This window comes from Sorangiineae bacterium MSr12523 (assembly GCA_037157775.1).
Lineage (GTDB): Bacteria > Myxococcota_A > Polyangia > Polyangiales > Polyangiaceae > Pendulispora > Pendulispora brunnea.
The window spans coordinates 12270783-12297249 of the sequence record CP089982.1 but is presented as its reverse complement, the minus strand read 5'-3'; the positions used below and the strand labels follow the sequence as shown (position 1 = coordinate 12297249).

Sequence of the window (26467 nt, the reverse complement as noted above, 5' to 3'; positions counted from 1 at the left end):
CAAAGTGAGCACGGCACGCACGGTGCACTGGCGCCGGGACCATGTGGCCCCGTTCCGCGAGCCAGAAAGGAAATACCGAAATGCGCCGCTTGCTTTCCTGGTTGTTTGCGCTTGGTCTGGTGGTGACGGGGGTCGCTCCCGCATCGGCCGCTGAGACGTGTGCCGTCAAGTCTCGGCCGACGGGCAAGGTTCTCCAGGGGTATTGGGAAAACTGGGATGGGGCGGCCAATGGTGTGCATCCGCCGTTCGGCTGGGTGCCCATCAACGACAGCCGGATTCGCGACCACGGCTACAATGTGATCAACGCTGCTTTCCCGGTGATCCTCTCGGATGGCACGGCCCTCTGGGAGGACGGGATGGATGCTGGAGTCAAGGTGTCTCCGCCGGCCGATATGTGCGCGGCCAAGGACGCCGGCGCCACCATTCTAATGTCCATTGGTGGCGCAGCCGCCGGGATCGACCTCAACTCGACGGCGGTGGCCGACAGGTTCGTGGCCACGATTGTGCCGATCCTCAAGAAGTACAACTTCGATGGCATCGACATCGACATCGAGACGGGCCTGATTGGCTCCGGGAATATCAACCAGCTGTCCACTTCGCAGAAGAACCTAATCCGGATCATCGACGGTGTGCTCGCCCAAATGCCATCGAACTTCGGGCTGACGATGGCGCCCGAAACGGCGTATGTGACCGGCGGGAGCGTCACTTACGGCTCGATTTGGGGAGCCTATCTGCCGATCATCAAGAAGTACGCCGACAACGGCCGGCTCTGGTGGCTGAACATGCAGTACTACAACGGAAGCATGTACGGTTGCCACGGTGACTCCTACGAGGCCGGCACGGTCCAGGGCTTCACCGCGCAGACGAACTGCCTGGCCTCCGGCCTGGTCGTGCAGGGCGTGACCATCCGGGTGCCGGTCGACAAGCAGGTCCCGGGTCTGCCGGCGCAGCCGGGCGCGGGCGGCGGCTACATGTCCACCAGCCTCGTGTCGCAGGCGTACAGGAGTGTCAGCGGCTTGAAGGGACTGATGACCTGGTCGATCAACTGGGACGGCTCGAAGAACTGGACTTTCGGCAACAACGTGAAGTCCCTGCAGGGCCGATGACGCGCGGAGCCATTTCGTCCTCCGTGGATACCGAAGATCGTCTAGAAATCGTCCGGTAATCGGGTGCGCTCGCGGATCCACGCGCCGGCGGGCTTCAAGCGGCTGGTACCGGCGTAGGGGCCGTTCGGGCAGGTGCCTTCGGTGAAGGCGGCGCCCGAGAGCGGATCGTCGGAATAGTTCCAGTTGGTCCAGCTGATTTTCTTGGTGGCCATCAGGTTGATGTAGGCCTGCGATTGGGTGAAGTCGTTCGCGCCCCCACCGGTGTAGTCCTGCGTGCCGAACTCCGTGACGAACATCGGAATGCGATCGGCCGCGCGCGAGAGCGCATCGAGGTACTCGCCGCGATGCGACGCGGCATAGAAGTGGAAGGTGTACATGATGTTGGAGGCGTTGACCGGGTTGTTCACGACCTCGGTCTCGTCGCTATCCTCGGAAACGCCGAGCGACGACCAGGCACGGGTGCCGAGCAGAATCACCGCATCAGGATCCTGCTGGCGGATCACTGGGATGATTTGCTCGTGGTAGCTCTTGATGGTGGCCCAGCTGACGTCGCTCGGTTCGTTGGCCACCTCATACAAGATGTTCGGTTTGTTGGCGTGACGCTGCGCGATCTCGGTGAAAAAGGTCTTGGCGCGCGACAGATGGTAATTCGGATCGCCGTGCTCCAGCATGTGCCAGTCGACCAGCGCGTAGAGACCGCGCGCCGTTGCTTGCTCGATGATCTGGTGCACCAAGTCCGTATAGAAGCGCGGATTGGACTGGTACCCACCGCTTTCGATGTACATGGAGATGCGCAGGATGTCGGCCTTCCAATCGTTGGCCAGAGCGTCGAGGGAGGCGTTGCTGACACAGTCGCGGTGCCACTGCAGGCCGTGCGTGCTCATGCCTCGGAGCTGAATGGCCTTGCCATTTTTGTTGCATAGCTTGGTGCCGCACACGTGGAGCTGCCCGTTCTGTTCCACCGGAGTGCCGCCGCCGCCACCCCCGCCCGTGCTCTCGGTGAGCTTGTCGAGGTTGGGACCGCCGTTGGCCGTCGTCGCCGTGGCGCGGACGGTGTTGGCGCCCGCCCGGAGGTTGGCGGTGATGGTGACATCTTGCCAATTCGTCCACGCTCCGGTACCCGCGAAGGCAACGTCGCTCGATACGACGGTGCCGTTGACGGCGATGTCGAGCGGGCGATTGGTGGTGGTGCCATTGGCAAAGCGGAAAGTGAGGGCCGTGTTGCCCGCGACGGCGGCATTGACCGTGAATTCGACGTAGCTGCCCGTGACATTGTCGAAGTTGACGAAGCCACTGCCGCTGTAGCCGGCGTGGTTGGATTCCACCACACCTTGCCCGATATTCGCATTTTCGGCTTCGTAGATAGTCTGTGCCAAAAGGCTCACGGAGCTCTCGGTGTCGTCCGTCGCGTCGCTCGAGCACGACGTGACCATGAGAGCAAGAAGCGCAGGCAGCGCCAGTGCGAATCGACGTCGCCGGAGTGACAGAGGAGACATTGCGAGACTCCCTTCGTATGCGGCCCGGCCCGGGGGCATCGGGCGATTCGTTGCTATCGCGGACCATACCGAGGGCCTCGATGAGCGGTCAATCCTTTAGTTAAGAAACTTTCCTAATTAAGTCTTACCCCGAGAGTGGGGGTGTCGGCTGAGCCATAACGGTCATTGTCCCCCATATCGAAATACCGCTTCGATTGCGCGAGCCTCAGCGAGCGAACTGCCTGCATTCCTCCGCGCGTGGAAGCTCCGCCCCGTCTCCATTGTGTTTACGTTGGCGACACATGCCTACGGGCGCGGGCAAGCGACTCCTCGTGGGAGGAAAGTCGAAGACGCAGTGCGCCACGATACCGATGCTGACCGGAACGTCCGCCCGCGCGCTGCACCTGCGGGAGGAGATTGACTTCCCCAGCTTTCGTGGTCTTCAAGGAGACAAAGGCGGTGCGTGCTGCATCGACGGGCGTGGTGGTTTTTTTAGGCTACGCGAGCCTGCGCGCTGTCCGTATCCGGTGCGACCTCCAGGACTTCAAATCGCAAAAGTATCAATGCAAAGGTCATCGAGGATTCTAATTCGGAAAAGGTGCCCTGCCGGATTGCCTGGGATATTCTAGTTCCCACTCGAAGGTGGCGTTGCAGGCCTCCCGTCGGGTATTTTGGATCCCTCCCCTGACGGCCCACATCACCTGGTGTAGGGTCCCCCCTCAATGGGTAAGCGAGAGAGACCGCAAGTCGCGATTGCCATGTCAACCGCCTTTGCCAACAAGGTTCGCACGGTGATGGGCGTGACGATGATCGTCGCGATGCTGCTCCTTCTTGCAAGCCGCGTGGACGATTCGGGGCTCGCGCTTCCACTGGGAACCTTTCTCGGTGGCGTATTCGTCATGGCCCTCCTCGTGTCGCGTAGAGCGCGAAGCGAGTCGCAGTGTGGTTTTTGCGGGCAAACGCGGATGCAGGTGCGAAAGCTGGTCGAAGGGCCCGTGGTCTCGATATGTGAGACCTGCGCGCCGCTCGCCGTCGAAGTCATCGCCGAAGCTGAAGATGACGGGTGGCTCCGCGTAACAGAGGCGCTCCCGCAGCGATGTCCGTGGGTTATGTCTTCGGCTGCGGTGGAAGCGATCGTCGCGCAGCATGCAAAGGCGTCGACCTTGCGACGGGTGGCCTCGATCGCCCGTCGGCAGACGAATTCGGCGGCGGTCGAGCGCGCGTTGACGAGAATTCCCGAGGCGGAGCGAACGGATAGCGACTGGATCTCCCTCGGCATCGCCATCGGTGCGCAACGCCGATACGAAGAAGCTATTACCGTTACACGGCGCGCCGCGGGGAAGGCACTGGCGCCGTGGGTGGTGAACAATGTCGTATCGTACTCGGCACGGGCGACCTTGGCTCCAGACTATCGCGGGTCGGGGTCCCTATCGCACGATACGGCCGAGAGCTGGCTCCGCGAGCTCGATGATGCCTGTCAGAGTCTTCGTAACGAGAGTCCCGGAGGCTGGGAGCACGCTCACCAGTCCTGCCTCCACACGCGCGCAGAGGTCCAATGTCTCAAAGGCGATATAGATGCTGCACTCGCAACGCTCGAACAGGCGGCCGCCGCAGGGCCCTTGAGCGGAGTGCAGCATCTCTGTCGAGCGCGCGTTTTCGCGGCGAAAGGGAGCAAAGATGCAGCCGTCGCAGAGCTGAAACTTGCCATTGGAAAGCTCCACCCTGAATCGGAAGATGCCCACGATGCGCGCGCCCGGCTGTCCGAGCTCGATGCACGATAGTGCGTGTACCGGACAATCCGGAATTGTCATCAGCCTCCACGTGCGATTCCACACAGTCGTGCGATGGCCGTTGTCGAGATGTCGAAGTCCTCGAAGGGCGATAATCCAATTCCGGCAGGAAGGTCCGACCCGGTTCAGTCGTACCAGTTTGGCATGAAGCCCAAACTTCAAATCGTGCTCGCGTCGATACTCGGGTCTTTCGTCATCTATTGTACGTCATCGACCAATGGACCTTCGGACACCTCGTTCGTGCCGGACGCTCATGCCGATTCATCGGGAGGTGCCTGCTGCAATGCCGTCGCGCCGAAGTTTACGAAGCTCGCGGCGGGCGCGTTGACGACCGCGAATACCCCGAGCCCGGTCATCGCCGTTGGGAACTACCGCGAAGTGGTCGTCTACACCACCGGATCGTTCTTGTGTCAGGGCAATGGCGTTGTGCAAACCGTCGGCCCCGAAGCAATTTTTCGTCCGGATGCGGAAACGCCATTCGGCAGCACCGGGCAGAATCTCTCGAGCGGCGGCCGGGCGCGCGTCGACGGCGTCGACATGGAGCTCGTCGTCACAGGCCCCGTGGGGTCCACCTGCCGGGGAGGAGTTTCCTACGTCGTCGCTGGGGTGGAATGATAGGCGCGAGAACCGAGCGATTCGTCGTCGAGAATGACACTGACGCGGTCCTCGCAGCGTGCACGCGCCCAGTGCGGAGCCCAGCAGAAGCCGAGCGCGATGGCGGCCGCTCGCCAAGGCGCAATGATGGATCGTCAGCGGGTAGATCAAAGTGCCCGTCAGTCGAGAGCGACGAGCACACATTCGTCCAGGTCCGCAGCAATCCGGTACAGTTGGGCATATTCCGTCAACAGCTTGAGGACGTAGTCGCGATCCCACGGTGATTTGTACACGCCACTCGCAGCCATCGCCTCGGGGTCGAATACGTCTCGTGCGCTGTCCAGCATACTTTCCACGTAATCGGCGACGGCTCCCGCCGTGGTGGGTCGGACGAATTGCAGCGGAAATCCCTGTGTGGTAACCGCGCCACAAGGAAATGGCTCTGCACCGAACACCGCGATCTCGGCTAGTCCGGTCGGATTCCGTTCCGCTTCCTCCCGCCGGTCTGGTGAGAGCAACCAATAGACGGCATCCCACGCCCGCGTCCCGAGCGTCCTCTCCAGTAGGCCAGGTCGTTGGCTTACGACCTGACGTACATCCAGCGAAAGCTGGAGCCAGATCGGATCGTGCTCATGAGGAGTTTTGGAGAGGTCGTCGGTTCCCAGCCTCCGAAAGAACTGCAGCATTTCGGCAACGTCCTTATCGTGCAGTGCCCGTTCCAGCAACGGTTGGTACGGAATCGCCTGGTAATCAGCGTCGATGCCCATCGCTCGATGATAGTGAGCCTTCGGAGAACCCGCCAGGAGCCCGCGTCCTCCCGAAACGAAAATGGCTCGTCCGAAGCTCCATTTCCTACGAACAGCTCAATCTCTGATGGCTTAAGCCTTTCTCGTAGGCGAGCACTGCTACGGCGCGCCCTCCCCTTCTCCCACTACCGTCTGCGGCAGCAAGCGTGAAATCTGGCTCCGTGCGGCGAACTAAGGGAGACGTATCCGTCCCGCGGAGCACGTCGTGACGAGGTCGAGCAGGGGCCGAGCTCGGGTCGCGGGGCAGTTCATGGGAGCAAGTCGCGACGTGGTCACGCAGACCACCGTCTATGCGATGAGCGGTACATCGTGCATGGCGAGCAGGGCCAACGCGCTACGGTGCTGAAAGTCTCCGCGCCAAGGCACGCCGCGAGCTCGTTTACGGAAGGGATCATTGTCACCGATTCGGGACTTTCGTTCGGGCCGTGACCTACCAGGGAGGGGTGATACCCAGCCATCGAACGTTGCATTTAGGGTAGTACACTTCGTGGGGACTAAACTTTATCTGGTGATTATTGTCGCAAGTAACATATCCGGAGTAACCGCCAGCTTGGACTCCGGTGACATAAATATCATCTATCCGCAGCGCTCCGACCAGGCCGCCGTAACAGATGACTGCCCCCGGCGCCAGAACGAAGCGAATCTGCTTGGGCTGCTCATTCTCATTGCAAGGACGCGCGTCGGCGAGTGTCGCGACGGGAACGTCCGCGGCTTGTACGGGATTAAGCTCGGGGTCGTCGCCTGTCGTATCCGAACTGCAGCCTGCCAAAAGCCCAAAGCAACCGATGACGAACGAGAAGCTGAGCTGTGTCATGACCTTCATGTTCCATCTCCATAGTTCGTATTTTGTTGACCCAATGTTCTTCGCGATGAAGGCGCGGGCCGGCGGCTTCCGTCGGATCGAGAACACCGACACGTCGCTCCTGCCCTCGTTTTTGGACCTCCTACTCCCAGTACCGTTCTGTGCCCAGGATGCGAACTGCTGGCGCAGCGATGCACCACCGCGTCTCAACGTGGATTGCAGTCGGATGCGCCAGTCGCAGCGATTCGCGCGCAAACCTGACGGTCCGTTTCCACTTCGTGTGTATTCGCGTAGGTACTACCTACGGGTACCGAGTAACGGACCTCATCCCCTCCAAACCATACTTGATCGCCGGCTTGCGCGTGAGCGATCTGCGCGTGGTACGTCGCGATGTCGCACGTCCAGATGTTGATGACGGCCTCCTGGAGAAACCAGTACCGGACGCGGGTGCAGTCCCGTGCCTCGAAGTCCTCGTCCGGAGCATTGGATACTTGAATGGGCGATGCCTCGGCCTTCGGCGACAGCGATGCAATGGCTCCCAAGGTGAAGACACAGAGCGAGGCTCCCAGAACAAAACGCATCATTTTTCGGCGAAAATTCATGAATGCAATTACTCCTCTAGTAGGGTGATGGGTATCAATTGCACCAAGTGCCGCCGAGACCGACCAATCTGGCGCAGGTCTGCTGGCCCACCGCGAAAGCCCCAGGCGTATCCGCGTAGTTCCATCCGTCTTTGACATAGGCCACGCCCTCTGGCCAGTCCGCAAGCCACACAGAGTCACCTTTTTGTGCATCGGAAACTTGCCCGTGCGTCATGAGGTCGCACTGCCATGTGTTCACGTTCCTGCCCCAATGCACCTCGTGCCGAACGCGTTCGCAATCTTGCGCCAGGAACTCCTCGTCGCTCGACGAGGCGTGGAGCGACTTCGCCTTCGCCGGCGGCGCAGTAACCACGCTGGCAGCCATGATTCCAGCCAGAATTCCGACTCCGATAGCCGTTTTGAATTTGCCTATCTTCATCCGCTAATCCTTTCAAGATTTTGCACCCCGCCGTTTCTGCGCGCATTCTAAAAACTGCTCATCGAGACGCCGTCTCTCGAGAAACGGCATCTGGGGTGGCATGAACTTGATGGTATGATCGTCTCCTGTTCTCCTATTCGCCGATGATCGGCCTCACTCGTAGGTAGGCCCTACGATTCATGTGCTGAAAGTGCGCCTCCAACGTGTACCTCTTGTGCGCGCTGACAGAATGACATCACGGCGCGGCCCCAAATCTTCTGAAATCCGTGTCTAACCCGAGGCAGAGTTCCCATCGGGATACACGGGCGGGTAATGGAAACGAGCCTGGAGGCATTTGCGCGATTTCTCGAAGGACTCGCTGTCGAGGCAATAAATAGAATAGCCGCGTGTACTGATTGCTCGGATGCGGCGTCACGGCTCGTCGGCTGCATCTGGGCTCCAACATGCGGCGGAAGTGGTTTCGTACCTGCGCGATCTGTTCGCGTCCTGCCGAGTTGGCCGAAACGCCGCGTCCTCGAACTCGTCCATGAATTGCCTGGGCACCCGTGCCCGCCTCCTCCCGGACGAGCTCGACGCGCCGCTCGGCAAGATCACCATTCCCCCGCCGATCGGCAAGTCCTGGATAGCAGCTCGGTGCTCGATAGCTCCTTCATCCGACCCCAAATCTAGGTCGCCTGCTCCACGGGTCACGACGCGCTGCGTGCGGGACGAAGGTGGAGCGCCATGGTCCAATGCCAATGTCAAAATTGGACCTGTTGGTTAGCACCTCCCGGCGCAAACATCCGCCACGCACGGCGGAGCGGACGGTCGCGTGCACGACTATTTAATGCGGGCACCGGATATGGCGTGGAGGATGGGATGTGCGAGCGAATACCGTTCTCCATGGGCACGTTTCGATTCTGCCCGCTTTCGGTAGATATGCTGGCGAGGATCCGCTCGATGGAAATGGCGCCCGCAATACTTGCCGCGCATTTCTCGTCGAGACTCGTGTCGGGATGGGCAGACGTCCGTTGACGTCCTGCGCTGTCGCGAAACGCTAGTGCACACGATTAGATCGCTAAACGCAATGGCAGAACACGAGCAGCGCTCAGGCCTGGACGTAGCTATTGCAGATACGTAGCGTCGTTTGATTTCGAACTTCCTTGTCATGTGTCACTTCGACGGAGTGCGTCGTCACATCTCTCGAGAGGAAAACCGTCATGGAACGAGCACGGATGCTGGTAGCGGTGTCAATCGTTGCCCTCATGGGCGCGTGTGGTGACTCGACCGAGTCTTCGGACGAGACAGGAACTGGGACGAAGTTGGAATTGGTAAAAACGGAAACGGAAACGGAACAGGCCGAGGAAGACGCAACGACGGACGGTGAAGGCGAAGCGTTGGCTGGCCCGGTCCCCCTCCAGTGGGCGATGGTCAATGCGGGAGCGGTGACGGACGCCGGTCCGGCGGGAACCTATTACATTGCTCGTGGGGGGAACATCAAAGAGTTCATCGTGATCAAGGGAACGGACGGGCGTGTCTGGTGGTGGAACAACGGTCAGGGCTTTACCAAGATCGGCAACGAACGCACGAAGACCTCGCCCGCCGTGATCGATTAACAAGGCGATATTTACATATTTCGCACTGGCGAAGATGGTAAAATCTACTACGTAAATTGGCCCGGGAGAAATTGGAAGCGGGTGCCGGGAAGCCAGAGGATCGCGGACAACAAGCCCGCTACCGTCGTCGTCGCGGGCTTGAGTTTGTATCTCTATGCCGTCGGTGGGGACAGCGGAGAGCAGATTCTATGGCAGCGCGCCACCAGACGCGCTGTTTCCGGGGACCTCGATTGGCTCACCGGCTATGGCGAAGCTCCCCCCAACGCCGGCGGGCGCACACCCTATGGGGTCGGCGCCACCGTGGACTGTACGCGCAAAATTCATATTTGGCATACGGGAACGGGGACTGCCTCTCCCAATTTCTATTACACACAGCAGGATGCTGACGGTGCCTGGTTCGACCCCACGCGTTGGAACCAGGTCGACCAAAACGCCGTCGCGTATAGCGGACCCAGGCTCGCGATGTTGGACTGCGAGCTGTCCGACCTAATGTTCGTTGCGTTCCGGGACTCGGATAACGTGTTCCGGTGGTCTTTATTCGACAAAGACAATCACGAGTATTCACCTTGGCGGTCCGACGATGGCCGGACACCTTCACAACCGGGCGTCTTCTCCTTCGGAAAGAGCGTCGTGGCCGTCGTACGCGGTACCGACAACAAAATTTGGCACAAACGGTTTCAGTTCAGTCGTGGGGGTCTCGCTCGCTAAACGCCATCCCTTACGAGATAGGCGGAGGGAGCTCGATCACGATGCTCGATAGCTCCCTCCTTGCGGGCATCAAGTCTACGTCGCCAGCACGATCCGGTCACGACGTGCTTTGCAGGACGGATACCTGATGTCACCATGCTCGGCGCTTATTTCGGCATGTCCTTCAAGTATTGGCCGGCGATACGAAGATACTGATCACCATAATTCTTGGACGGTTCGATGTACGTGTTCTCGTACCACTCGTTCCAGGTGTAGATCACGACCCACTGCGGAGAGTTGGCGAACACGTCGTCGAGCTGTTTGCGGAAATACGCGCCGTTTTCCCGATCGATGTAGCGCGGATTCGGCCCGCGATCGGAGAGGAGACGCTCGTCGAAGCCGGGCATCGCGGTTGCCATCCAGACCTTGGGGGCGGGCTTGTCCGCAAGTACCGAGTAGTACCGAACCGCCTCACCGAGCCCCGTGATGCCGCCCGAGTACCAGATGCCGTCGAAGACATCGAGGTAGTTCATCTCCTGGCAGTCCTGCACGAGCCAGACGTCCTTGCCCTTCGCCCGCACGCCGGCGCGGATCGTGGCCCACGTGTCCACCGGGATCGTGTTGGTCACCCACGGGACGACAACCGGTTTGCCGTCGATCTTGAGGACGGCCGAGTGGCCCGAGTATTCCGTCGCGATGTACGTCAGCCAATCGACGGCCTTGCGCGTGTCTTGCGACAGCTTTCCTTCGGTGGTCTCCAAGAAAAAACCAATGTAGAAGCCCTTCTTCTGGGCTTCGGTCAGCAGGAGCCGGATGTTCTTGTCGCTCGAGCTGCCGGGCCCAATCCACGACACGATGAAACCGTTGATGCCCGCGCTTTGCGCTTGATCGATCTGGCGCGCAAGATCCGCCGGGTTGTCCGATGCATAAGGCGTCGACGGCGTATCCCTCAAAGCAGGGTTATTTACCCAATTATTCTGTGAGTACCACGGGTAATAGAGCGCCAACCCCATGTTCTTGACGGGCGCCATCGGAGCCATCACCGGGGGGGTACCCTTGAGGGCCGAGAAGTTGACCTCGAAATCCATCGGCCGAGCGGCTTGCTTGATCTCCTTCACGAGAGTCACCGTCGTGCCGATGACGGTGGAGATGCGAATCGTCACGGTGCCCGCAGCGCCTTTCGTGAGCGAGAATTGGAACGGAGCTTCGACGGCGCTCGGAATGAGCGCATAGTCTGCGACCACCGATAGATCGCTGCCGGCGTTCGTATTCAAGGCGAGCTGGTCTTTCTGAACCGACAGCACGTTCGGCTTTCCCGTGACCGACATCTGGCGGGCCTTGATGACCTTCGACGGATTCGCGATCTTTAGGGTCGCCCAATCCCCCTGGTCGAGGAACTCGATCCGAATTCGATAATACGGAAGTACATTACCGGCGCTGTCGCCAGCGTCCGGAGAGCCGATGCCCCCCGGAACGTCATGTCCGCCAGGGGTTGTCGCGGTGGAGGATTCCCCAGTACCACTCGAACTGCAGCCATACGCGAATAAGGAGTATGCGAGGACGCACGTCAGCGCGAATGCCGTAAGCGGCCGGACGAGAATTGCGCGAATTTGGATCAGCCTCTGAACGAGATGCATGCAATCTCCACGAAGTTATTGACCACCTTGCCATTACTGCCGCCAAGACACGAGCATGTAACGGACCAACGTCGAATGCCGGGAAACTTCGGCTACTTCGCGTACAACGTGGGGTGTTAACCGGACCGTCCTTCGGGTGATGCGCCCCCAATCGATGGCGCCCGACCGAGTCGTCCGACGGAAGATCGACTACACGTTCTCACTGGCCGCGCACACGAGCGCTCGCCGCGCATTGCGCGCTTCCGAAGAGCAAGCACAGAACGTTGCGCGGTGCTCGACCACAAGTTAAACGGGATTACGGACATTCTGGAGTTAGCGCTCGATCGAAAACGAGTTGATCGCAAATACGGACTAGCGCGTAGTTCCGCCGCAAGGGTCGATTGGCGGGACTCCTCCATGAGGAACTCGAGCGCGAGTCCCCACGGCTTGCCTGTCCACCTCTTCAAGGGTGGGTCGAATTTTCCTGGCCGAAACTGCTCCCATCCCCGCGTCCGACCATCACGCCGGGATCCGGCCATTGCAGTTTGCGCCAACGATGTAGCAACGATACTGGCGCCATTCGCAGCTACCGATTGGCGAGTTGTCATTGTAGAGTCCGATCATCGTGCGCAAGACCACTCGAGCTTTGGCGTCCACCAATCTTCTTGTCCTCCTTACCGCCGCCGCTTGCGGAGGCACCGAAAACTCACCGCCCGCCAGCGTCGGCGACTCGGAGTCCCACTCCGACGGCATGCAGGAAACCCTCGCAATCGCCGCGACGTGCGGCGACGGCAAGATCGAGGGGAACGAAGCCTGTGACGATTACAATACGGAGAACGGCGACGGCTGCTCTTCACGGTGCGGCTTGGAAGCGGGATGGAGTTGTACCGGCCAGCCGACGAGGTGCACGCCGATATGCGGCGACGGTAAGCTCGTCGGAAGGGAGGAATGCGACGACGGCGATGTCGACGGCGGCGATGGCTGCAGCACGACATGCAAGGTCGAGCAGGGTTGCCGCTGCGCCGCCGGTGCCCCTTCGGCGTGCCGTTGCGCCTCGATCGAGGCGGTCACCCAGACGCCGCTCGGCGTCGATACCGCGTCGCTGACCGTCGAGCCCACGGGCAAGGCACACATCGCATACCTGTACGGTCTCAGGTACCGAGGCCCAAACAACCTTCCGATGAAGGACATGCGTCTCGTGCACGCCGAGCGGGGGCCGAGCTACTGGACCAAGAGCGAGCCCCTGACGTGGGGCCAAAACGAGGTCTCGCTGGAAAGGGAAGATCTCGTCCTCGCCAGCGATGGTGGCGCGCTCCAAACGTATTTTCAGCGCTTCTTCTCCTCCCCTGGCGGCTCATTCGTCGTCGGCACCCGCGACAATGCTTCCTGGCAATTCGCGTACGGCGACGCGGATTACACGTATCACGCCATACGCGGCGGCGGCGAATGGCACTCCCTGAGCCGGATATCGGGTTCTCTGCATTATCGCGTCGGCGCGCCGGGGGCCTTCACGCGCGACGAGACGCTAACCGGCTTCTACCTCTACGATAAACTGCGTCTCGGTTACGCGTCGAACGGTGACGTATACCTCGCGAACTTCACCCAAACGTCCCCGTATACGTCCTATGCGATGAAGTTGCATCGCCGTGTCGACGCGACCACTTGGGCACCCGTCTACAACGTGACGACCACCGTGCCGGAGGGAAGCTGCGTGCATCCAGTCTCGCACCAGCCGCTGGCGTTGCCGAACGGCGGAATGGTCGTGTTCGAGGACGGATTCGAGAACTCCAAGCGATGGCTACGCGTGCACCGCTTGACGGGTGCCGGGTGGATCGTGGAAGACGTCGCCGATCTGTCGTGGGTAGGTTCGAATTGTCGGAGAGGTGGTAGTGCCTCCTGGTCCAGCATCCGGACGATTCCCATCGTCGATAACCTCGGGCGACCACACATCCTCTACCAAGTGCCGTACCTGTCGAAGATCGAAGATCATTATCTCGATGCCACCGGCTGGAAGGTGCGTAGCTTCACGTGGAGCGGGGGACTCCAAGACGCGGTCATCGACGCGGCCGGGAACACACACTTCGCCATGACGATGGCCGGCAACCCCCAGGCACTCCTCTCCTACGTTCGGATGGATGCCAATGCTTGGTAGCACGTGATCGTCAACGCCAAATAAAGAACCCACCACGCGCGAGCCGAAATCAACTCCGCTTGCGCCGGGAGCGCGGCGCGGCTTTCTTCGTCTTCTTCGCGACCACGCCCGGCAGCTCGCGCGGGGACGGGCGCTGGCCCGCGGCGAGCTCGCGCGAAACCCAGGCGACGGCCGCGTCGATGAACGCGCGCACCTGCACGAGCGCGCCGCTCTCGAGGTGCGGCCGCACGAGCATGCGCGGGAGGAGCGCGATGCCGAGACCGCGCACGGCGGCGTCGCACAAGAGGTCGATGTCGTTCGAGAAGAACGCGCCGTCGACGTGGAGCTTTGCGGGCCTGCCGGTAGAACGCCTCACCGACCTCGGTGAGGACGAGGCTGCGCGTGGTGCGGAGAAGGAGGCGCGCGCCGAGCCGCTCCTCGAGGCGCGCGAGGCGTCGGCTCACGGTCGCGCGGGGGACGCGCAGCTCGGCGGCGGCGCGGGAGAGGGATTTGGCGTCGACCGTCTTGGTAAAGGCGACGAGTTCCGAGGTCTCCACGGGTTCGCTCATATGGATCGAATTGTATCAAATGATGCCAACTGTTGACGCATTGTTACGAATTGCGATCGCGCCCAAGCTGCTCTCCGAACATTGAAACAGCAGGGCCATGACCTCTCGTTCACCCAGGTCCCTCTGGAGGTCTTCGCAGGCTTCTTCCCCGGGGCCGCTGGACTCGGCGCGACGTTAGCCTACTTCGAGTCCCATACCTACCTCGGTCCGCGTTCATTCGCCGATGAGATCGCGCTCGCAAACAAAGTGGCAGGCAGAAAGCCGAGCTCATTTGCATCGTGGGCCCGGGTGAATTTTCGCGTCCAGGCAGCTTCGCCGGCTTGAGCCATCATGCTTCCTCACGATTTTGACGGCCGCTCGTCGAAACGGCCGAGTGGATCCAGCTTCCGCCGTTTGGCCTGCGGCGCTTCGAGTGGTTCTTTACCCATGTCGACCATAATGTGAATATTTCTTTCTGATGATGAGCATTGCGGGCAATGTGATATCGAAGAACATATGCTCAAGAACCTGACCTCTCTGCATACTCCGGAGCTGTTGCACACGCTTGCCTCGATGGGACACGGCGATGATATCGTGGTCGTCGACGCCCACTTCCCGGCCGTTTCCATGGCGCAAAGACTCGTCCGGCTCGACGGCGTCAGCGCTCCAGTGGCGTTGGATGCCATTCTGCAGCTCATTCCGCTCGATACGTTCGTCGCCGACCCGGCCTTGCGGATGGAGGTGGTGGGAAAGCCAGATGAGGTGCCGGAAGTGCAGAAAGAATTTCAAGCGGTCATCACGAATCGGGAAGGGAAACCTTCGCCCTTGACAAAAATCGAGCGCTTTGCATTTTACGAACGGGCGAAGAAAGCTTTTGCCATCGTCGTGACCGGTGAACTGCGCCCTTACGGGTGCGTGATCATCAAGAAGGGCGTTATCTTCTAAATGAGGGTGGCCGGTCCACCAAACGAAGATTGCTTTTACGCATGATGATATGTCGTGTTTGCAACAAGGGCCTCTGGACGGTTGGCTTCTGCTTCGTCCAAAGGCCACTTGAACATTCGAGCAAGGTACGGCGCTCATTGGCGCGTTTCGCGCGCAGGACGGCGTCTCCGAGCGCCTGAGGTTCGATGCGCAACTGCGTCACGGAATCTCCCATCGCCGGGGATTTCGACAGCGAGCATCATCGACACAACCGTGCTTTCGCCACGTTGCGAAAAAGCGCGTGAAGGGCCGGAAGTGAAATGTCGAGACGGCATGTTCATGGTCCACGGTTTACGGCCTGCATTGGCGTTTGAATCTCATCAAATAGGCATTCGCGTCGCGACACTCGCGAAAGCAAATATTCGCGGTACCGGGCGCCTCTCGCGCACCGGCGCCAGAGTTTTCTTGACTAGCACCCCCGACAAGCCCAGATCGATACAGTCGGTAAAAGCGCCGACGGCTTTCGGAAGTGCCCTATGGGCAAGGAGATAACCATGAAGACAATGAAGAAGTTCATTGCCCGTAAAACCGGTTCCGCGCCGATGATCAGTGGTTTCACGGTGTACGACGTCCTTCCGTTGTGATCGAGGTTTCGCAGGTGACGCGGCCCCCGGAACGGTTCGGGGGCCGCGTCCTTGTCGAGAAAAATGGAGGGCGGGCATGCGGCATCTGTGGATCATCGGCGCTTCGCCGGCTGAGCGCCTGGCATCGGCCGAGGCCGATCTCTCGGTCACCTGTCATCGTCGGCTGCGCGGGCCGTTCACCGGCGCTGGTAGCGTGCTCGCCGAACTCGTGCCGCGCATCCATTCTCGCTGGCCCGAAGTGGTGCACGAGCACCGTTTTGCCATCCTGACCGTCGCGCCGGAATTGGTCGAGTTCACCGGCGAGGTTCCGAAAACGCTGCACATGACGGCCCCCATCGAGGAACGCACCCGATACCAGACCGGGCTGGCACGCAGGGCTGCGCATGGCGTCGTCGAGCTGCTCGTCGCGTACGCGCGGCGACTCGGGGAAGGTACCCTGCGGCTGGCTTTCGATGCCGCTCATGCCTCTGACGCGACCGATCAGGAGTTCCTCGCGATCCTGCTGCGCAGGGCCAATCCGGCCCTGCTGCAAGTGCACGTCGGTACCAACGAGCAGCCGCTTCCCACGGTACTGGCCAAGGCCTTGGCCACGTACGCGACATCGTTGACCGTTCATCCATCGGCGGCGACACCGGCCGAATCGTCATCGCGTTCACAGGACGTGCTGCTGCGCGCGTACATCGAGGGCCACGGCACCAGCGACGATCCCGAGGAGCTGGCCGCATGGTCGCGGGCGGACCCTCGCCATCGTGCCGAATTGCACGACGCCGCTGCCGACGCGCTGAGTCGTAGTGGTGACCTCGGCCACCAGCTCGGAACCATTCCGTTCCATCGCGAACACGGCAGTGATCCGGCCGGCGCCGGCGTGCGGGCATTGGAGTTCGCCGCGCAGTACTGCGCGGGTCAGGGCTTCATCTCGGCGGCGGCCGATCTTGCGGGGCGGGGCCTTGCGCTGCTCACGCCGGATCGTCAGCGGGAGTACTGCCTGTTCATGGCGATTCTCGCGCTGAGCCTGCGCGGGACCGATCCGAAAGAAGCCGAGCGAATTCTCAACGAGCTGCGCGGCGAATATGCGCACCCAGAGGTGCACCGCTCCACCAGCTATTCAATCGCCATGCTGCACGCCGTGTTCTACGCCGAGAAGAACCTCTCGCTCGCCAAGGCGTACGCGCAGAACGCGCTCGCGTTCGCCGGCCTGGTCGGGGATGCTCGGGAGCGGTCTTTCCGGACTTCGTTCCTCCGCAACGCGCTGGCCCTCATCGAGATGCGGCTCGGCAATCGGGCCGAGGCGCTGCGGTTGGTCACATCGGCAATCGAGATTCTCGTCGAGGAGCTGCCCGAGGACGCCTACCGCCAGCATCATTCGGTGCTGCATCACAATCGGGCCAAGGTGTATCAGCTGCTCGGAATGCTCGAAGCGGCCGAGCGGGACCTCAATGACGCAATTGCCCTCGATCCGTACTTTCCCGAGTTCCGTTACGACCGGGGCAACTTGGCCCGGCTGCGCGGAGATGACGCGGCCGCTGTCGGCGACTATGAGGCGGCGATGGCGCTCAGCGCACCGATCCTGGAGGCCTATTACAGTCGAGGGGACGTCCGTGCGAGCACCGGCGATGCCCATGGCGCGATCGCCGACTTCGGGTACGTGCTCGAACTGGAGCCCGATCACCTCGACGCGCGAATCAATCGGGCCGCATTGCTCTTCGAAGCTGGGGATCTCGATGGTGCCGCGGAGGACGTCGCACATGGCCTCGCAGCCGATCCGCGCAACGCTCACCTGTTGTGCACCCGGGGCCAGATCGCCATGGAACGCGAGGAGCACGAGGTGGCCCGGACAAGCTTCGCCGAGGCGCTCGCCATGGCCCCTGACCTGTCCGCCGCGTTGGTTGGCAGCGCGGTACTCGACTTCACGGAGCACGACTTCGACGCCGCCGTGGCCAAACTGACCAGGGCATTGGAGCTGGCCGGCGACGATCCGGATCTGCGCTACAATCGAGGTCTCGCGAATCAGGCCGCAGGCCGATTCGATGCCGCGATCGAGGACTTCGAAGCGGCACTGAGGCTGCCAGAAGCCGACGAGGCCCAGCTGCGCACCCAAATAGACCTCTGCCGCATCGAATTGAAGCGCGTTCCGAGTTCCCCGCTCACTCGGGCCTTGTCGTCGTAGTCGGTGAGCTTCAATCGAAGGCGCCCGGATACAGTCCGAGATCGCCGTTGGGATTGTTTCCCTTTGGGTCGCCAATATAGAGCGTGATCAGCGCCTTGTACCGATCGAGCGACGCGCGGTCGCTCATGAAGGCCGGCAGTGCTCGTGGGTCGGAATTTCCATAGTTCCAAATGGATTCGTAGCCATCGGGCGGCGCGACGTCGGAGCGCGTGCTCCATGCCGACAGCCGGACGAGGTTCTGCTGGTTGGCATGCGAGATGACCCAGCTCATGTAAAGCTTGGCAGCAGCTGGATGCGGTGCGTCCTTGAGAATGGCGGCCGTCTGTGCCCAGGTGACCCACGGGCTGTTCTTGGGAAGTGAAAATTTAGCGGTTTGGCCGGGCCGAAAGATGATGGCTCCGCCCAAGCCGAAGGCCGCCGCATACGTGCCATTGCGAACCAGGTCACCCGCGTCTTGAGTGCCGCGAACGAACTTCGGATTCTGCGCAATGAGCTTTTTCAAGTAATCCAAGCCGTATTGGTCCGTAAGCTGCTTGAAATAGAACAGAACGGCATCATCGTCGTTGGGATACGTGAACACGAGCTTGTCTTTGAACTCGGGCTTCAAGAAATCCCCGGCCTCGACCGGCGCGTCATTTCCGAGTGAGGTGGCCGCGAGGGTCGCGAACGCGTGGAACCACACGCCGGTGTAATACCCGTCCCTATCCTTGACCGCCTCGAAAACCTTACTCCAACCGACAGGCTTGTACGCGAGCAGGGCGCCCTGGCGCTTCCAACGTGGAAAGTCATCGAAGGTCTGAAGCTGGACGACGTCGGCGACGACGTGATGCTCTGCGATTTGATTGTCGACGCGCGCATCGTGAACCTTACTGAGGTCGACGACGTCATTGATTCGAATGCGTGGAAATTGCGCAAGAAAAGCGTCCTTGGTCCGATCTTGCTGGGTAGGCTTGTCGCCTCCCGCGTAAACGGTCAACTCGCCCCCCTCGGCAAGGGCTTCGGCGTACAATTGCTGGAGCTGCTGGTCCTCGGATTCCAGATCCGCCGAAGGCGAGTTTTCCAGCGGTTCCGAAGTCGGCTCCGTTGCCGGCGACGCTGACGCGCATCCCGCAACGACAAGGAGAACCCAACCGAATCTAGGAAGAGCCACGTTCATGACGCCACTTTGATTGATTCTTGAATTGAAACAAGCGTTACGCGCTCATGATTGGCATTTTCGGGCGCCGCAGGAATAGTTAAGGTGCCCCCTTACGGAGTCGGGCAAAGAATCAATTGGTCAAAAATACGAACTGCGAACAATTTCGTCTTCAGCAGTTGGCTCCGTCTTTTCAGAACAACGATGGTCGGCGCGGATGTCGACGCCCTTCGTGGCGCGAGAGATCCGCGCTGGCATGATTGGATCCGTGGTCATTTTCTCTGATCCGCGAGACCTCGCTCCGAACATGGCTACGGCGAGACTTCGGATGCCCATGGTCCCGACCCGAGGGGCGGCATGCCGAGGCTCGTCGACTCCATTTGGCCGAGTGAGGTGCGATATGACGATTCAGCGTGGGCACGCGTGGGCGGTGGTGATTTCTCTGATGGGCGCGTCCGGCGCCGTCGCTTGCAGCGGCGGCGAGACTCCACAGGGGGCGGAGACCAAGTCGGCTTTGCGCTCCGAGCTGCGGAGCGGTCTCATTTCGATCGCAACGCACAGAAATCAATTCGGGGCCGATCACTCGGCCGGCGCCCACATTTGGCAGCAGGAGCGACCCGACGATTGCGAAACATTGGCGGCCGAAGAAAGTTGCAAGGTGACCTTCTGCAGGAGCTCCGACATCGGAGCTGTTACCTCATTCAGCGCGGGCGATATCGAGATCAGTGGGGCCCGGATCGCTCCTCCCATCGTGCTGAATCCGCTGCCTGGTTCCGGCTACACGCGATGGATAGGACAAGGTACGATTTGGTCGGGAGGTGAAGCCGTTCGAATCAAGGCGGCCGGTGAGCCGGGCGGCTTGCCCGCGTTCGATGTGGATCTGAACGCGCCATCGCTCACCGTATTCTCGAGGCCGAACTGGGCGACGGGGGAGCGCGTCATCGATCGATCCGTCGACCTCGATCTGGCGTGGCAACCAGAGAACGTCGCTGCCGGCAACATCCATGCAAGGATCAATGTAACGCAAGTAAATCCGCATCATCAGTGGTGGGATGTCGACTGCTACTATCCGGTAGCAAATGAGAAGGGATCCGTACCCGCCCGCCTTTTGTCGATGATTCCTGCTTCAGAGGGCGGCTTCGGCAACGTTGATTTTCGCGTAGAAGCCGAGAAGGTCTCTGACGTCGATGGATTTCGCGTGAAGTCGCAGTTTTGGACGACAGCCAACTTTCCCGGCGACATTCAGGCTGCGGGCTCCGCGACAATCAAGTAGGACGGACACCTGGTCCAGCTACCTTTTGCACCCGCCCGCGGATAGTTGCGGTTGCGGTTCCGGGGCGGCGTCCTCTGTCGTCCTCGTCCTCGGCGGCGAGAATTCGCAAGGACCTACGGCGCCGGTTGGCGAAACCGAGTAGCAGAGGGCGCCGCCTGGTGTCGTTGTCACCGAGCCACCTGGCTTCACGTCGACGGTGACTTTGTCCCCTTCTGCCGTTGCGGTCACCGAATATCCGGTGGCGGAAGGTGCAACGTCGATGATCACGTGATCCGCGGCGCCCGTCTGGGTCACCGTATACCGCGCCCGGTCCGTGGTGGCGTTGGTCGCCTGGTCCGCCGCGAAGAGCAAAACCTGATTTCGCGGGCCCTGCACATGGACACCGACGACATTGCCGGCGCTCACGTTTCCATCGCTCGCCGATAGCCTCACTTGCTCCGGAACGGTGCTGGAGGCCGAAATGACGGTGAGCCATTCCTGATCGCTCGAAAGGTTCGAATGTTCCTCGAGCCGAGTGACGCCGCCGGGCAAGCTCACCGACTGCACGCTCGCGTCTCGAGGAAGCAGCATGCGGACGCTTCCGGTGATAGCGCCGTCTTTGGAAATATCGAAGCGTTTGTCCGTGGCCTTACCAGAGGAAGGCGCCTCCGCGGGCGCGCTCGGAGTGTGAAAGGCCATCCACTGATCCGGGCTACCGGTCACGCTGGTTCGGTCGAAGACGACGAACGTGGAGGGACGGAAGAAGACGAGATCACGCGTGAACGCGCGAAGAAGAGTCGATCGGTACATCTGCTCGATTTGTGCGCCGCGCGCCCGTACGAAGCCGCCCCAATCCTCGTAGCGCTCGACGTGGGTCTGCGCCTTGTCCGGGGACGCACTCGACTGCCCCGGGTTGAACGGATTGCTCGGATCGGACACGAAGAATGTATTGTAAAGTGCACGCGATTTTTTGCCCCAGCTGTCGTCGTAAACGAAGTCTTCGCCGGGGGTGCCCGCGACGCGAGGAATCCATCCCGTGGCATTCACCAGAACGGGTGCACCGCCGTTGACGACGCTGAGGCTCCCTTGATTGAACATCTGCTCTCCGGAGTCCGGGGCATTGATGTAGGTGCCACTCGAGAACGCGGCCCACGCGGCATCGCTCTTCCACGACGAACGCATGGCAACGTGGCCGGGGCCTGGCGCGAGGTACGACAATTCCTTGTCCTGATAAGGCTTCGCGACGAGTGCAGGGTCCCAATAGAGGAACTTTTCCCACGGCGCTCGATTGTCGGATACTGCGATGATGTCCGCCGCGAACGCGCGCGCGGTGGCCGCCGACGGATGACCGAGCTCGCCGAGCGCGGTCGCGAGCGCGCTCGCAAGCGCCGCCGACGGTGCGGGGTTCGTCCCCGCCCGCACCGTGCCCAGATCATCGACCTGCTCGAGCGACGGCCAGGTGAAATACATCCCATAATTGGCCTGATCGCGCGCGAGTGGCACGTCGCGCATCCAGTCGAGCCCCTTCGCCGTCTTCGCCGCCCAGAGGGCGTCGACCATCCCGCGCACCGCCCGCGGTCCGTAGATCCACCCTTCCGGCCAGCCTCCTCCGGCCATCGAGCGCACGAACGCGGGCTTGACCAGACCTTCCCACATTTGGCTTATGTCCGCGAAGTAGGCCTCGGCCTTGGGATTGTCTCCCTCGGTGCCCAGCGCGGTCGCCAACTTGGTCAGAAAATAGCCCGCGAAATAATTTCCAATCGGCTGGTTGCGAATGAACCCAGCAAGGTCGTACCAGTCGATCCATAGATTCAGCGACGTAATGACGTTCGAACGTGTCGTCGCCGAGAGCGCGGGATGGAGCCAATCGAAGCCGATGGCCATTCCGACGCCGAAATTGCGTATTCCATAGCCATGGTCGGTCGATGGCAATTGCCCTCCCGACTCGACAGGGGTCGACATCGCATCGAGCAGCCGTCCGCCTGCGCTGCCATAGGCCTGCTCCGCGGCGACGTCGCTGCCCGCGACGATCCGATAGCAGAGACCGAGCGACATGATCGGTGGCAGGTACTCTTCGCCCTGATACCCGGGTCCGATATTTGGAAAGTTGGGATATGCGGTGGCGCCCGGTAGATCGATGGATCCCGCAGCGTATCCGTCGCATTTTCGTTTGAGCTGTACCCATGCAGGATCGTTGGCGGCCGCGCGGGCTTTCAACCGGGCCATCAACGTAGGGGTGAGAAAGAGCCTCGCGGCGGGGCGTGCCACGAGTGCCGCATTGACGTTGCATGTGCTCTCGGTGCTCGCGGGCGCGCCATCGGACGAGCATCCTGATGCGAACGTTGCTATTGCGATGCACGCAGACGCAATGAACGACTCCGTCCGTCGGATGTCTTGCATTCGAGTCGAGCTCCTCGTAGATGGCTGCGAGCCTGCAAGACGGTGCAATTCCCCCGTCGCCAGCACCTTGCCCGGAGCAAAACTCCGGGTTCTTCGTGCTCGCAGTCGTTGTTCAAGAACAACCGCACCGACGCGAAGCCGTTCGCATCCCTATCCCTTTGCGTCGAGCAAGATTCGACCGCACGTCCGCGTTAGCGCAAGGAGAAGGTGAAGCTATCTAATTAGCTTCTACTGTGTGGTACGATGTGATGAATTCTTACAGCGTTGCGGCCAATTTATCCGAAGCATTCGACTCATCCGCCGCGACATCCTGAAGCGCAAAAACGCGTGCGATTGCGTGCAATGAGGGCGCGCGAGGCAGAGCCTTCGCGTGACTCATTGGCCGACACACATCACGTCTTCCAGGACTTGCAGCTCGTCTTTCGCGCGGGACGCGACGGGTGCGTCGCCGGTGGTGTTCTCCGAGATCACGACTGAGCGGGTGCCTCCTTCATTGACCGCATTGCGGGTGGAGAACCCAGGGGCGTCGCCGGGGTGATGCCAGAAGCCGCCACACCTCGTTGGAGACCAAAAGATGCCGAGTCCGTCACGCATGCCGGGAAACACGGCCTGCAGCTCGGTCGCCGGAACGGTCTCGTGCATTTCGGCCATGCGCGCCGGGGATAGAAGTTCTCCACCCTGCAACGCACGCCAGAATCGAGTCAGATCCTCGGTCGTGGTGATCAGGCTACCCGCGGCACCGCCCCAGCTCATATTGAGCAGCGTGACGTCGGCGACCGGCTTTCCCCTCGAAAATGCGTTGTACCCCTGCGCATGTGGTGCGGGAAGAGCGGGCCAGTCTCCCGGCTCGAACGTGTGCCCCATCTGGAGCGGTTCCAAGATGCGTGTGCGGACCTCCTCGCTCCAAAGGTGGCCCGTGGCCTTCTCGATGATCATCCCCGCAAGCGTGTAATTCGTATTCGAATAGCTCCAACCCGTTCCAGGCTCGAAGTTTGGCTGGTGTGCGACGGCCATGGCGACCAGCTCCTCGGGATCGAAGTGTCGAAAGCGCGTCGCTTGGTAGTCTTCTTCGTCCTTGAACATATCCGTCGAGTACTCGTGAAGACCGCTCGTGTGCTGCAGCAGATGGCGAATCGTGATCCTTTTGCCGTCGTTGCCATGACCGGATACCAGCCCGGGCAACCACCGATCGACGGTGTCGTCGAGGCGAATTGTTCCCTCGTCGACGAGTTGCAATATCACCACTGCGACGAACGTCTTGGTGTTGCTGCCCATTCGGAACTGGCTCTCGAACGCCACAGGCTCCGTGCCATTGTGACGAGCACTGCCGCTGCGGGCATCGATCACGTGCGCGCCGTCGCTCCCTCGAGCGACCGCGCCAATCACGCCGCCGGCATGAAGCCGCTCGAGACCTCTTTGCAGGACCGTCGCTATTTGGCTGTCCTCCTGAACGGTCAGCCCAGTGGATGACCCCTCACGATGATTTGGCGAACTGTCCTCCGCACAACCTGCAAAAAATGCCAAGCTCGCCAATACCAAGCACACCGTCTTATTGGGATTCACACGATCTCCTTCATTGAGTGGCCACTTGGTTCCCGCTCCGGCTCGTTCGTTCAATGCCAATCGAAATTTGCGAGCTCGGGCTCGCCCAGCAACCCCCGGACGCACGCCACAAGAGCCTGGTAGGGCTCTAAGATAGGAACATGAGAGCTCTCCTCACCTCGTCCGGGATCAAGAACAGCAGCATCCAGGGCGCGCTGGTCAATCTGCTGGGCAAACCGATCGCCGAGTCCAATGCCCTCTTCATCCCCACGGCCATCTATCCCTTTCCCGGCGGGGCCGGCATGGCGTACCGGGCGATCTGCGGCAAGGGTCCGACGCCGTTGTGCGAGCTAGGTTGGAAATCGTTGGGGGTCCTGGAGCTGACGGCGCTGCCGACCATCGAGAAGGCCGCTTGGGTGCCGGCAGTTCGGGATGCCGACGCACTGCTGGTGGGGGGCGGTGACCCGCTGTTTCTCGCCAACTGGATGCGGCGCTCGGGTTTGACCGATCTCCTGCCGACGCTGCGCTCCGAGGCGGTCTACGTTGGGGTAAGCGCCGGGAGCATCGTTGCTGCCGCCATCTTCGTGGAGACGTACACCGAACCGCCCCGAGGAAACGATCGACCGCTGAAGACGGAGGACATCGTCTTCACCAGCCCCCGGGGCGACGTCAAGAAAACCCTGGTGACAGGACAGGGCCTAGGACTCGTCGATTTCGCGGTGATCCCGCACCTCGAGCACCCAGAGCACGCCGACGCTTCCTTGGCCAACGCGGAGAAGTGGGCGGCACGGATTCCCGCGCCAACATACGCGATCGACGATGATACCGCCATTAGCGTGGTCGACGGCGATCCCCAGGTCGTCTCCGAGGGGCAGTGGAAATTGTTCCAACCGGAACCGGCCGAGCGCCACGTGATACACGACGAGTCGGGATTCGTCGATGAGGCCCCTCGTTCGGCTCGATCGTGAGATGCGGTTGATTCGTCGAGGCGCATTGCCACGCCGTGAACGATGTTTCGAGGCGGGTTTGGCCTTAATCGTCGACGACAGCAACCGCATCAACCTCGATCAGATAGTCGGGAGATAGGCGCGCAACTCCCATCACGACGTTGGCCGGCTTGTGATCCCCGAACAGCGTCGCTCGAGACTTTTCGATGATCGGGTAATGGAAATCGCGCTGGTAATCGACGACGTAGATCGTAATCTTGGCGACTTGATTGGGCCGGGCACCTGCGGCTGCAAGGGCTCGACCGAGGTTGGCAAAGGTCTGGCGCACTTGAACCGCGAAATCACCTTGGCCGACCAGCTTCCCGTGTACGTCTTCAGGCTCCTGGCCAGAGACAAAAATCAGCTTGGTACCCCTCGCGACAACGACTTGAGTGTACGTTTCCGGGGTGGGTAGTTCCGGGGGATTGATGCATTCGAGCGTCATTTGTTTTCGGTCCTCCGTACGATCTGACTTTGCAGCGTACGCCGCAGAGTCGCAGCATGGAAGCGAGCTGGCGCGGGCTGAGCTCGAGGTAGCGGCCGCGTGGCCATCTGCTCAGTACAATGGCTATATTCGCTTTATGATCGAGGCGGACTTGTTCCGCAGTTCACCGGAAGCCGATTCTAACAACGCGCCTGCATTGCGCGGGCAGACATCGCCCGACGATGCGGTTCTCAATGGCGTGGTGGTCGCGGGTACGTTCGCGTACGTCGATTAGAGACCGCTGGGCGGACGAACGGAATAGAGACGATTCGGAGTCCCTTTCAGACTCGCGCGCATCGTCTCGCGATGAAATTCCTGAAGTGCGTCCACGAGTGGCCACTGCTCTGGGATGGCCTGCGGCTGACCGTAATCGCGATGACCGGTAGCAACGCTGGCACCTTTTTCGCCGACGAATCGGGCCAGCGCTCCTATTTTGTCCTCGCGTTTCGTCTGCAGACGAAGCCATCCGATGAATGAATCAGGATCCGGTGCGGCAGGATCTGCAAGCACCGATTTCTCGAGCCAATGCGCATGCGTGCGTAGGTCTCGCGCAATATCTCGGCTTTCCGGGCCCTCGTTGGCTTTCTCGAGTCGGGCGGCGAAAAGGCGCAGAACGCACATCAGGTCCATCGCAGAATCCCGGAGCGCGAGCAGCTCCTGGTCCCCTTGGATAGGCGTTGTAGACTTGCTTGAACCGTCGCCCCCCATCATTCTCTCCCGCGCCCAAGGCTCGTATCATCCAGATCTCCTTGGTAGCTCCAAT

Annotated in this window: 22 protein-coding genes and 1 pseudogene; 10 read left to right on the top strand and 13 right to left on the bottom strand. The window is 61.0% G+C overall.

What is annotated here, in order from left to right; genetic code table 11:
- The first annotated feature begins 80 nt into the window (after positions 1-80).
- Positions 81-1106: a chitinase gene (locus LZC95_48595; protein WXA94293.1), complete on the top strand. Its 1026-nt coding sequence runs from the start codon at positions 81-83 to the stop codon at positions 1104-1106.
- 41 nt (positions 1107-1147) lie between these two features.
- Here LZC95_48595 and LZC95_48590 read toward each other — a convergent pair whose 3' ends face one another.
- Positions 1148-2602, bottom strand: coding sequence for a cellulase family glycosylhydrolase (locus LZC95_48590; GenBank protein WXA94292.1), 1455 nt, complete (start codon positions 2600-2602; stop codon positions 1148-1150).
- Between the two features lie 737 nt (positions 2603-3339).
- On the opposite strand from LZC95_48590, the gene LZC95_48585 reads away from it, so the two are divergent.
- Both LZC95_48585 and LZC95_48580 read left to right on the top strand, forming a co-directional pair.
- The gene (locus LZC95_48585; GenBank protein WXA94291.1) at positions 3340-4362 is read left to right on the top strand and encodes a hypothetical protein; all 1023 of its coding nucleotides are present in this window, start codon (positions 3340-3342) and stop codon (positions 4360-4362) included.
- A gap of 153 nt (positions 4363-4515) precedes the next feature.
- Entirely contained in the window at positions 4516-4986 is a 471-nt protein-coding gene (locus LZC95_48580; protein ID WXA94290.1) for a hypothetical protein, read from the top strand.
- 158 nt (positions 4987-5144) lie between these two features.
- On the opposite strand, the gene LZC95_48575 is transcribed toward LZC95_48580, so the two are convergent.
- From LZC95_48575 to LZC95_48560, 4 genes are all read right to left on the bottom strand, one after another.
- Complete coding sequence (locus LZC95_48575; protein WXA94289.1) at positions 5145-5732, bottom strand: YfbM family protein; 588 nt, start codon at positions 5730-5732, stop codon at positions 5145-5147.
- A gap of 469 nt (positions 5733-6201) precedes the next feature.
- Positions 6202-6594, bottom strand: a complete 393-nt coding sequence (locus LZC95_48570; GenBank protein WXA94288.1) for a hypothetical protein — start codon at positions 6592-6594, stop codon at positions 6202-6204.
- A 185-nt stretch (positions 6595-6779) separates the two neighbouring features.
- Positions 6780-7157, bottom strand: coding sequence for a hypothetical protein (locus LZC95_48565; GenBank protein ID WXA94287.1), 378 nt, complete (start codon positions 7155-7157; stop codon positions 6780-6782).
- A gap of 52 nt (positions 7158-7209) precedes the next feature.
- Positions 7210-7539 (bottom strand): hypothetical protein, encoded by a 330-nt coding sequence (locus tag LZC95_48560; protein WXA94286.1) that lies wholly within the window; start codon positions 7537-7539, stop codon positions 7210-7212.
- A 1253-nt stretch (positions 7540-8792) separates the two neighbouring features.
- Here LZC95_48560 and LZC95_48555 point away from each other — a divergent pair.
- A complete protein-coding gene (locus LZC95_48555) occupies positions 8793-9188 on the top strand; it encodes a hypothetical protein (protein ID WXA94285.1) in 396 nt (131 codons plus the stop codon).
- An 854-nt stretch (positions 9189-10042) separates the two neighbouring features.
- Here LZC95_48555 and LZC95_48550 read toward each other — a convergent pair.
- Positions 10043-11203 (bottom strand): glycoside hydrolase family 99-like domain-containing protein, encoded by a 1161-nt coding sequence (locus LZC95_48550; protein WXA94284.1) that lies wholly within the window; start codon positions 11201-11203, stop codon positions 10043-10045.
- Between the two features lie 913 nt (positions 11204-12116).
- Here LZC95_48550 and LZC95_48545 point away from each other — a divergent pair.
- Entirely contained in the window at positions 12117-13643 is a 1527-nt protein-coding gene (locus LZC95_48545) for a myxococcus cysteine-rich repeat containing protein (GenBank protein WXA94283.1), read from the top strand.
- A 49-nt stretch (positions 13644-13692) separates the two neighbouring features.
- Here LZC95_48545 and LZC95_48540 read toward each other — a convergent pair whose 3' ends face one another.
- The gene (locus LZC95_48540) at positions 13693-13998 is read right to left on the bottom strand and encodes a LysR substrate-binding domain-containing protein (protein WXA94282.1); all 306 of its coding nucleotides are present in this window, start codon (positions 13996-13998) and stop codon (positions 13693-13695) included.
- 55 nt (positions 13999-14053) lie between these two features.
- Positions 14054-14191 (bottom strand): annotated as a pseudogene (locus tag LZC95_48535) (LysR family transcriptional regulator).
- Positions 14192-14686: 495 nt separating this feature from the next.
- Between LZC95_48535 and LZC95_48530 the strand changes: the two are divergent.
- Both LZC95_48530 and LZC95_48525 read left to right on the top strand, forming a co-directional pair.
- The gene (locus tag LZC95_48530; GenBank protein WXA94281.1) at positions 14687-15115 is read left to right on the top strand and encodes an RbsD/FucU family protein; all 429 of its coding nucleotides are present in this window, start codon (positions 14687-14689) and stop codon (positions 15113-15115) included.
- Between the two features lie 699 nt (positions 15116-15814).
- Positions 15815-17905 (top strand): tetratricopeptide repeat protein, encoded by a 2091-nt coding sequence (locus LZC95_48525; GenBank protein WXA94280.1) that lies wholly within the window; start codon positions 15815-15817, stop codon positions 17903-17905.
- Positions 17906-17915: 10 nt separating this feature from the next.
- Here LZC95_48525 and LZC95_48520 read toward each other — a convergent pair whose 3' ends face one another.
- Positions 17916-19055: an extracellular solute-binding protein gene (locus tag LZC95_48520; protein ID WXA94279.1), complete on the bottom strand. Its 1140-nt coding sequence runs from the start codon at positions 19053-19055 to the stop codon at positions 17916-17918.
- Positions 19056-19440: 385 nt separating this feature from the next.
- Between LZC95_48520 and LZC95_48515 the strand changes: the two genes are divergently transcribed.
- The gene (locus LZC95_48515) at positions 19441-20313 is read left to right on the top strand and encodes a hypothetical protein (GenBank protein ID WXA94278.1); all 873 of its coding nucleotides are present in this window, start codon (positions 19441-19443) and stop codon (positions 20311-20313) included.
- An 18-nt stretch (positions 20314-20331) separates the two neighbouring features.
- Here the strand turns inward: LZC95_48515 and LZC95_48510 are convergent, their stop codons facing one another.
- Both LZC95_48510 and LZC95_48505 read right to left on the bottom strand, forming a co-directional pair.
- Positions 20332-22692, bottom strand: a complete 2361-nt coding sequence (locus tag LZC95_48510; protein ID WXA94277.1) for a hypothetical protein — start codon at positions 22690-22692, stop codon at positions 20332-20334.
- Between the two features lie 375 nt (positions 22693-23067).
- Positions 23068-24039: a beta-lactamase family protein gene (locus LZC95_48505; protein ID WXB00283.1), complete on the bottom strand. Its 972-nt coding sequence runs from the start codon at positions 24037-24039 to the stop codon at positions 23068-23070.
- 356 nt (positions 24040-24395) lie between these two features.
- Here LZC95_48505 and LZC95_48500 point away from each other — a divergent pair, with 356 nt between their 5' ends.
- The gene (locus LZC95_48500) at positions 24396-25202 is read left to right on the top strand and encodes a Type 1 glutamine amidotransferase-like domain-containing protein (protein WXA94276.1); all 807 of its coding nucleotides are present in this window, start codon (positions 24396-24398) and stop codon (positions 25200-25202) included.
- Between the two features lie 64 nt (positions 25203-25266).
- Here LZC95_48500 and LZC95_48495 read toward each other — a convergent pair whose 3' ends face one another.
- The gene (locus tag LZC95_48495) at positions 25267-25665 is read right to left on the bottom strand and encodes a RidA family protein (protein ID WXA94275.1); all 399 of its coding nucleotides are present in this window, start codon (positions 25663-25665) and stop codon (positions 25267-25269) included.
- A 136-nt stretch (positions 25666-25801) separates the two neighbouring features.
- Between LZC95_48495 and LZC95_48490 the strand changes: the two genes are divergently transcribed.
- Positions 25802-25939 carry a hypothetical protein gene (locus LZC95_48490; GenBank protein WXA94274.1) on the top strand — a complete coding sequence of 46 codons (138 nt, stop codon included), beginning with the start codon at positions 25802-25804 and terminating at the stop codon, positions 25937-25939.
- Here LZC95_48490 and LZC95_48485 read toward each other — a convergent pair.
- Positions 25936-26334, bottom strand: coding sequence for a hypothetical protein (locus LZC95_48485; GenBank protein WXA94273.1), 399 nt, complete (start codon positions 26332-26334; stop codon positions 25936-25938). The two genes, LZC95_48490 and LZC95_48485, sit on opposite strands and share 4 nt — an antisense overlap.
- Between the last annotated feature and the right edge of the window lie 133 nt (positions 26335-26467).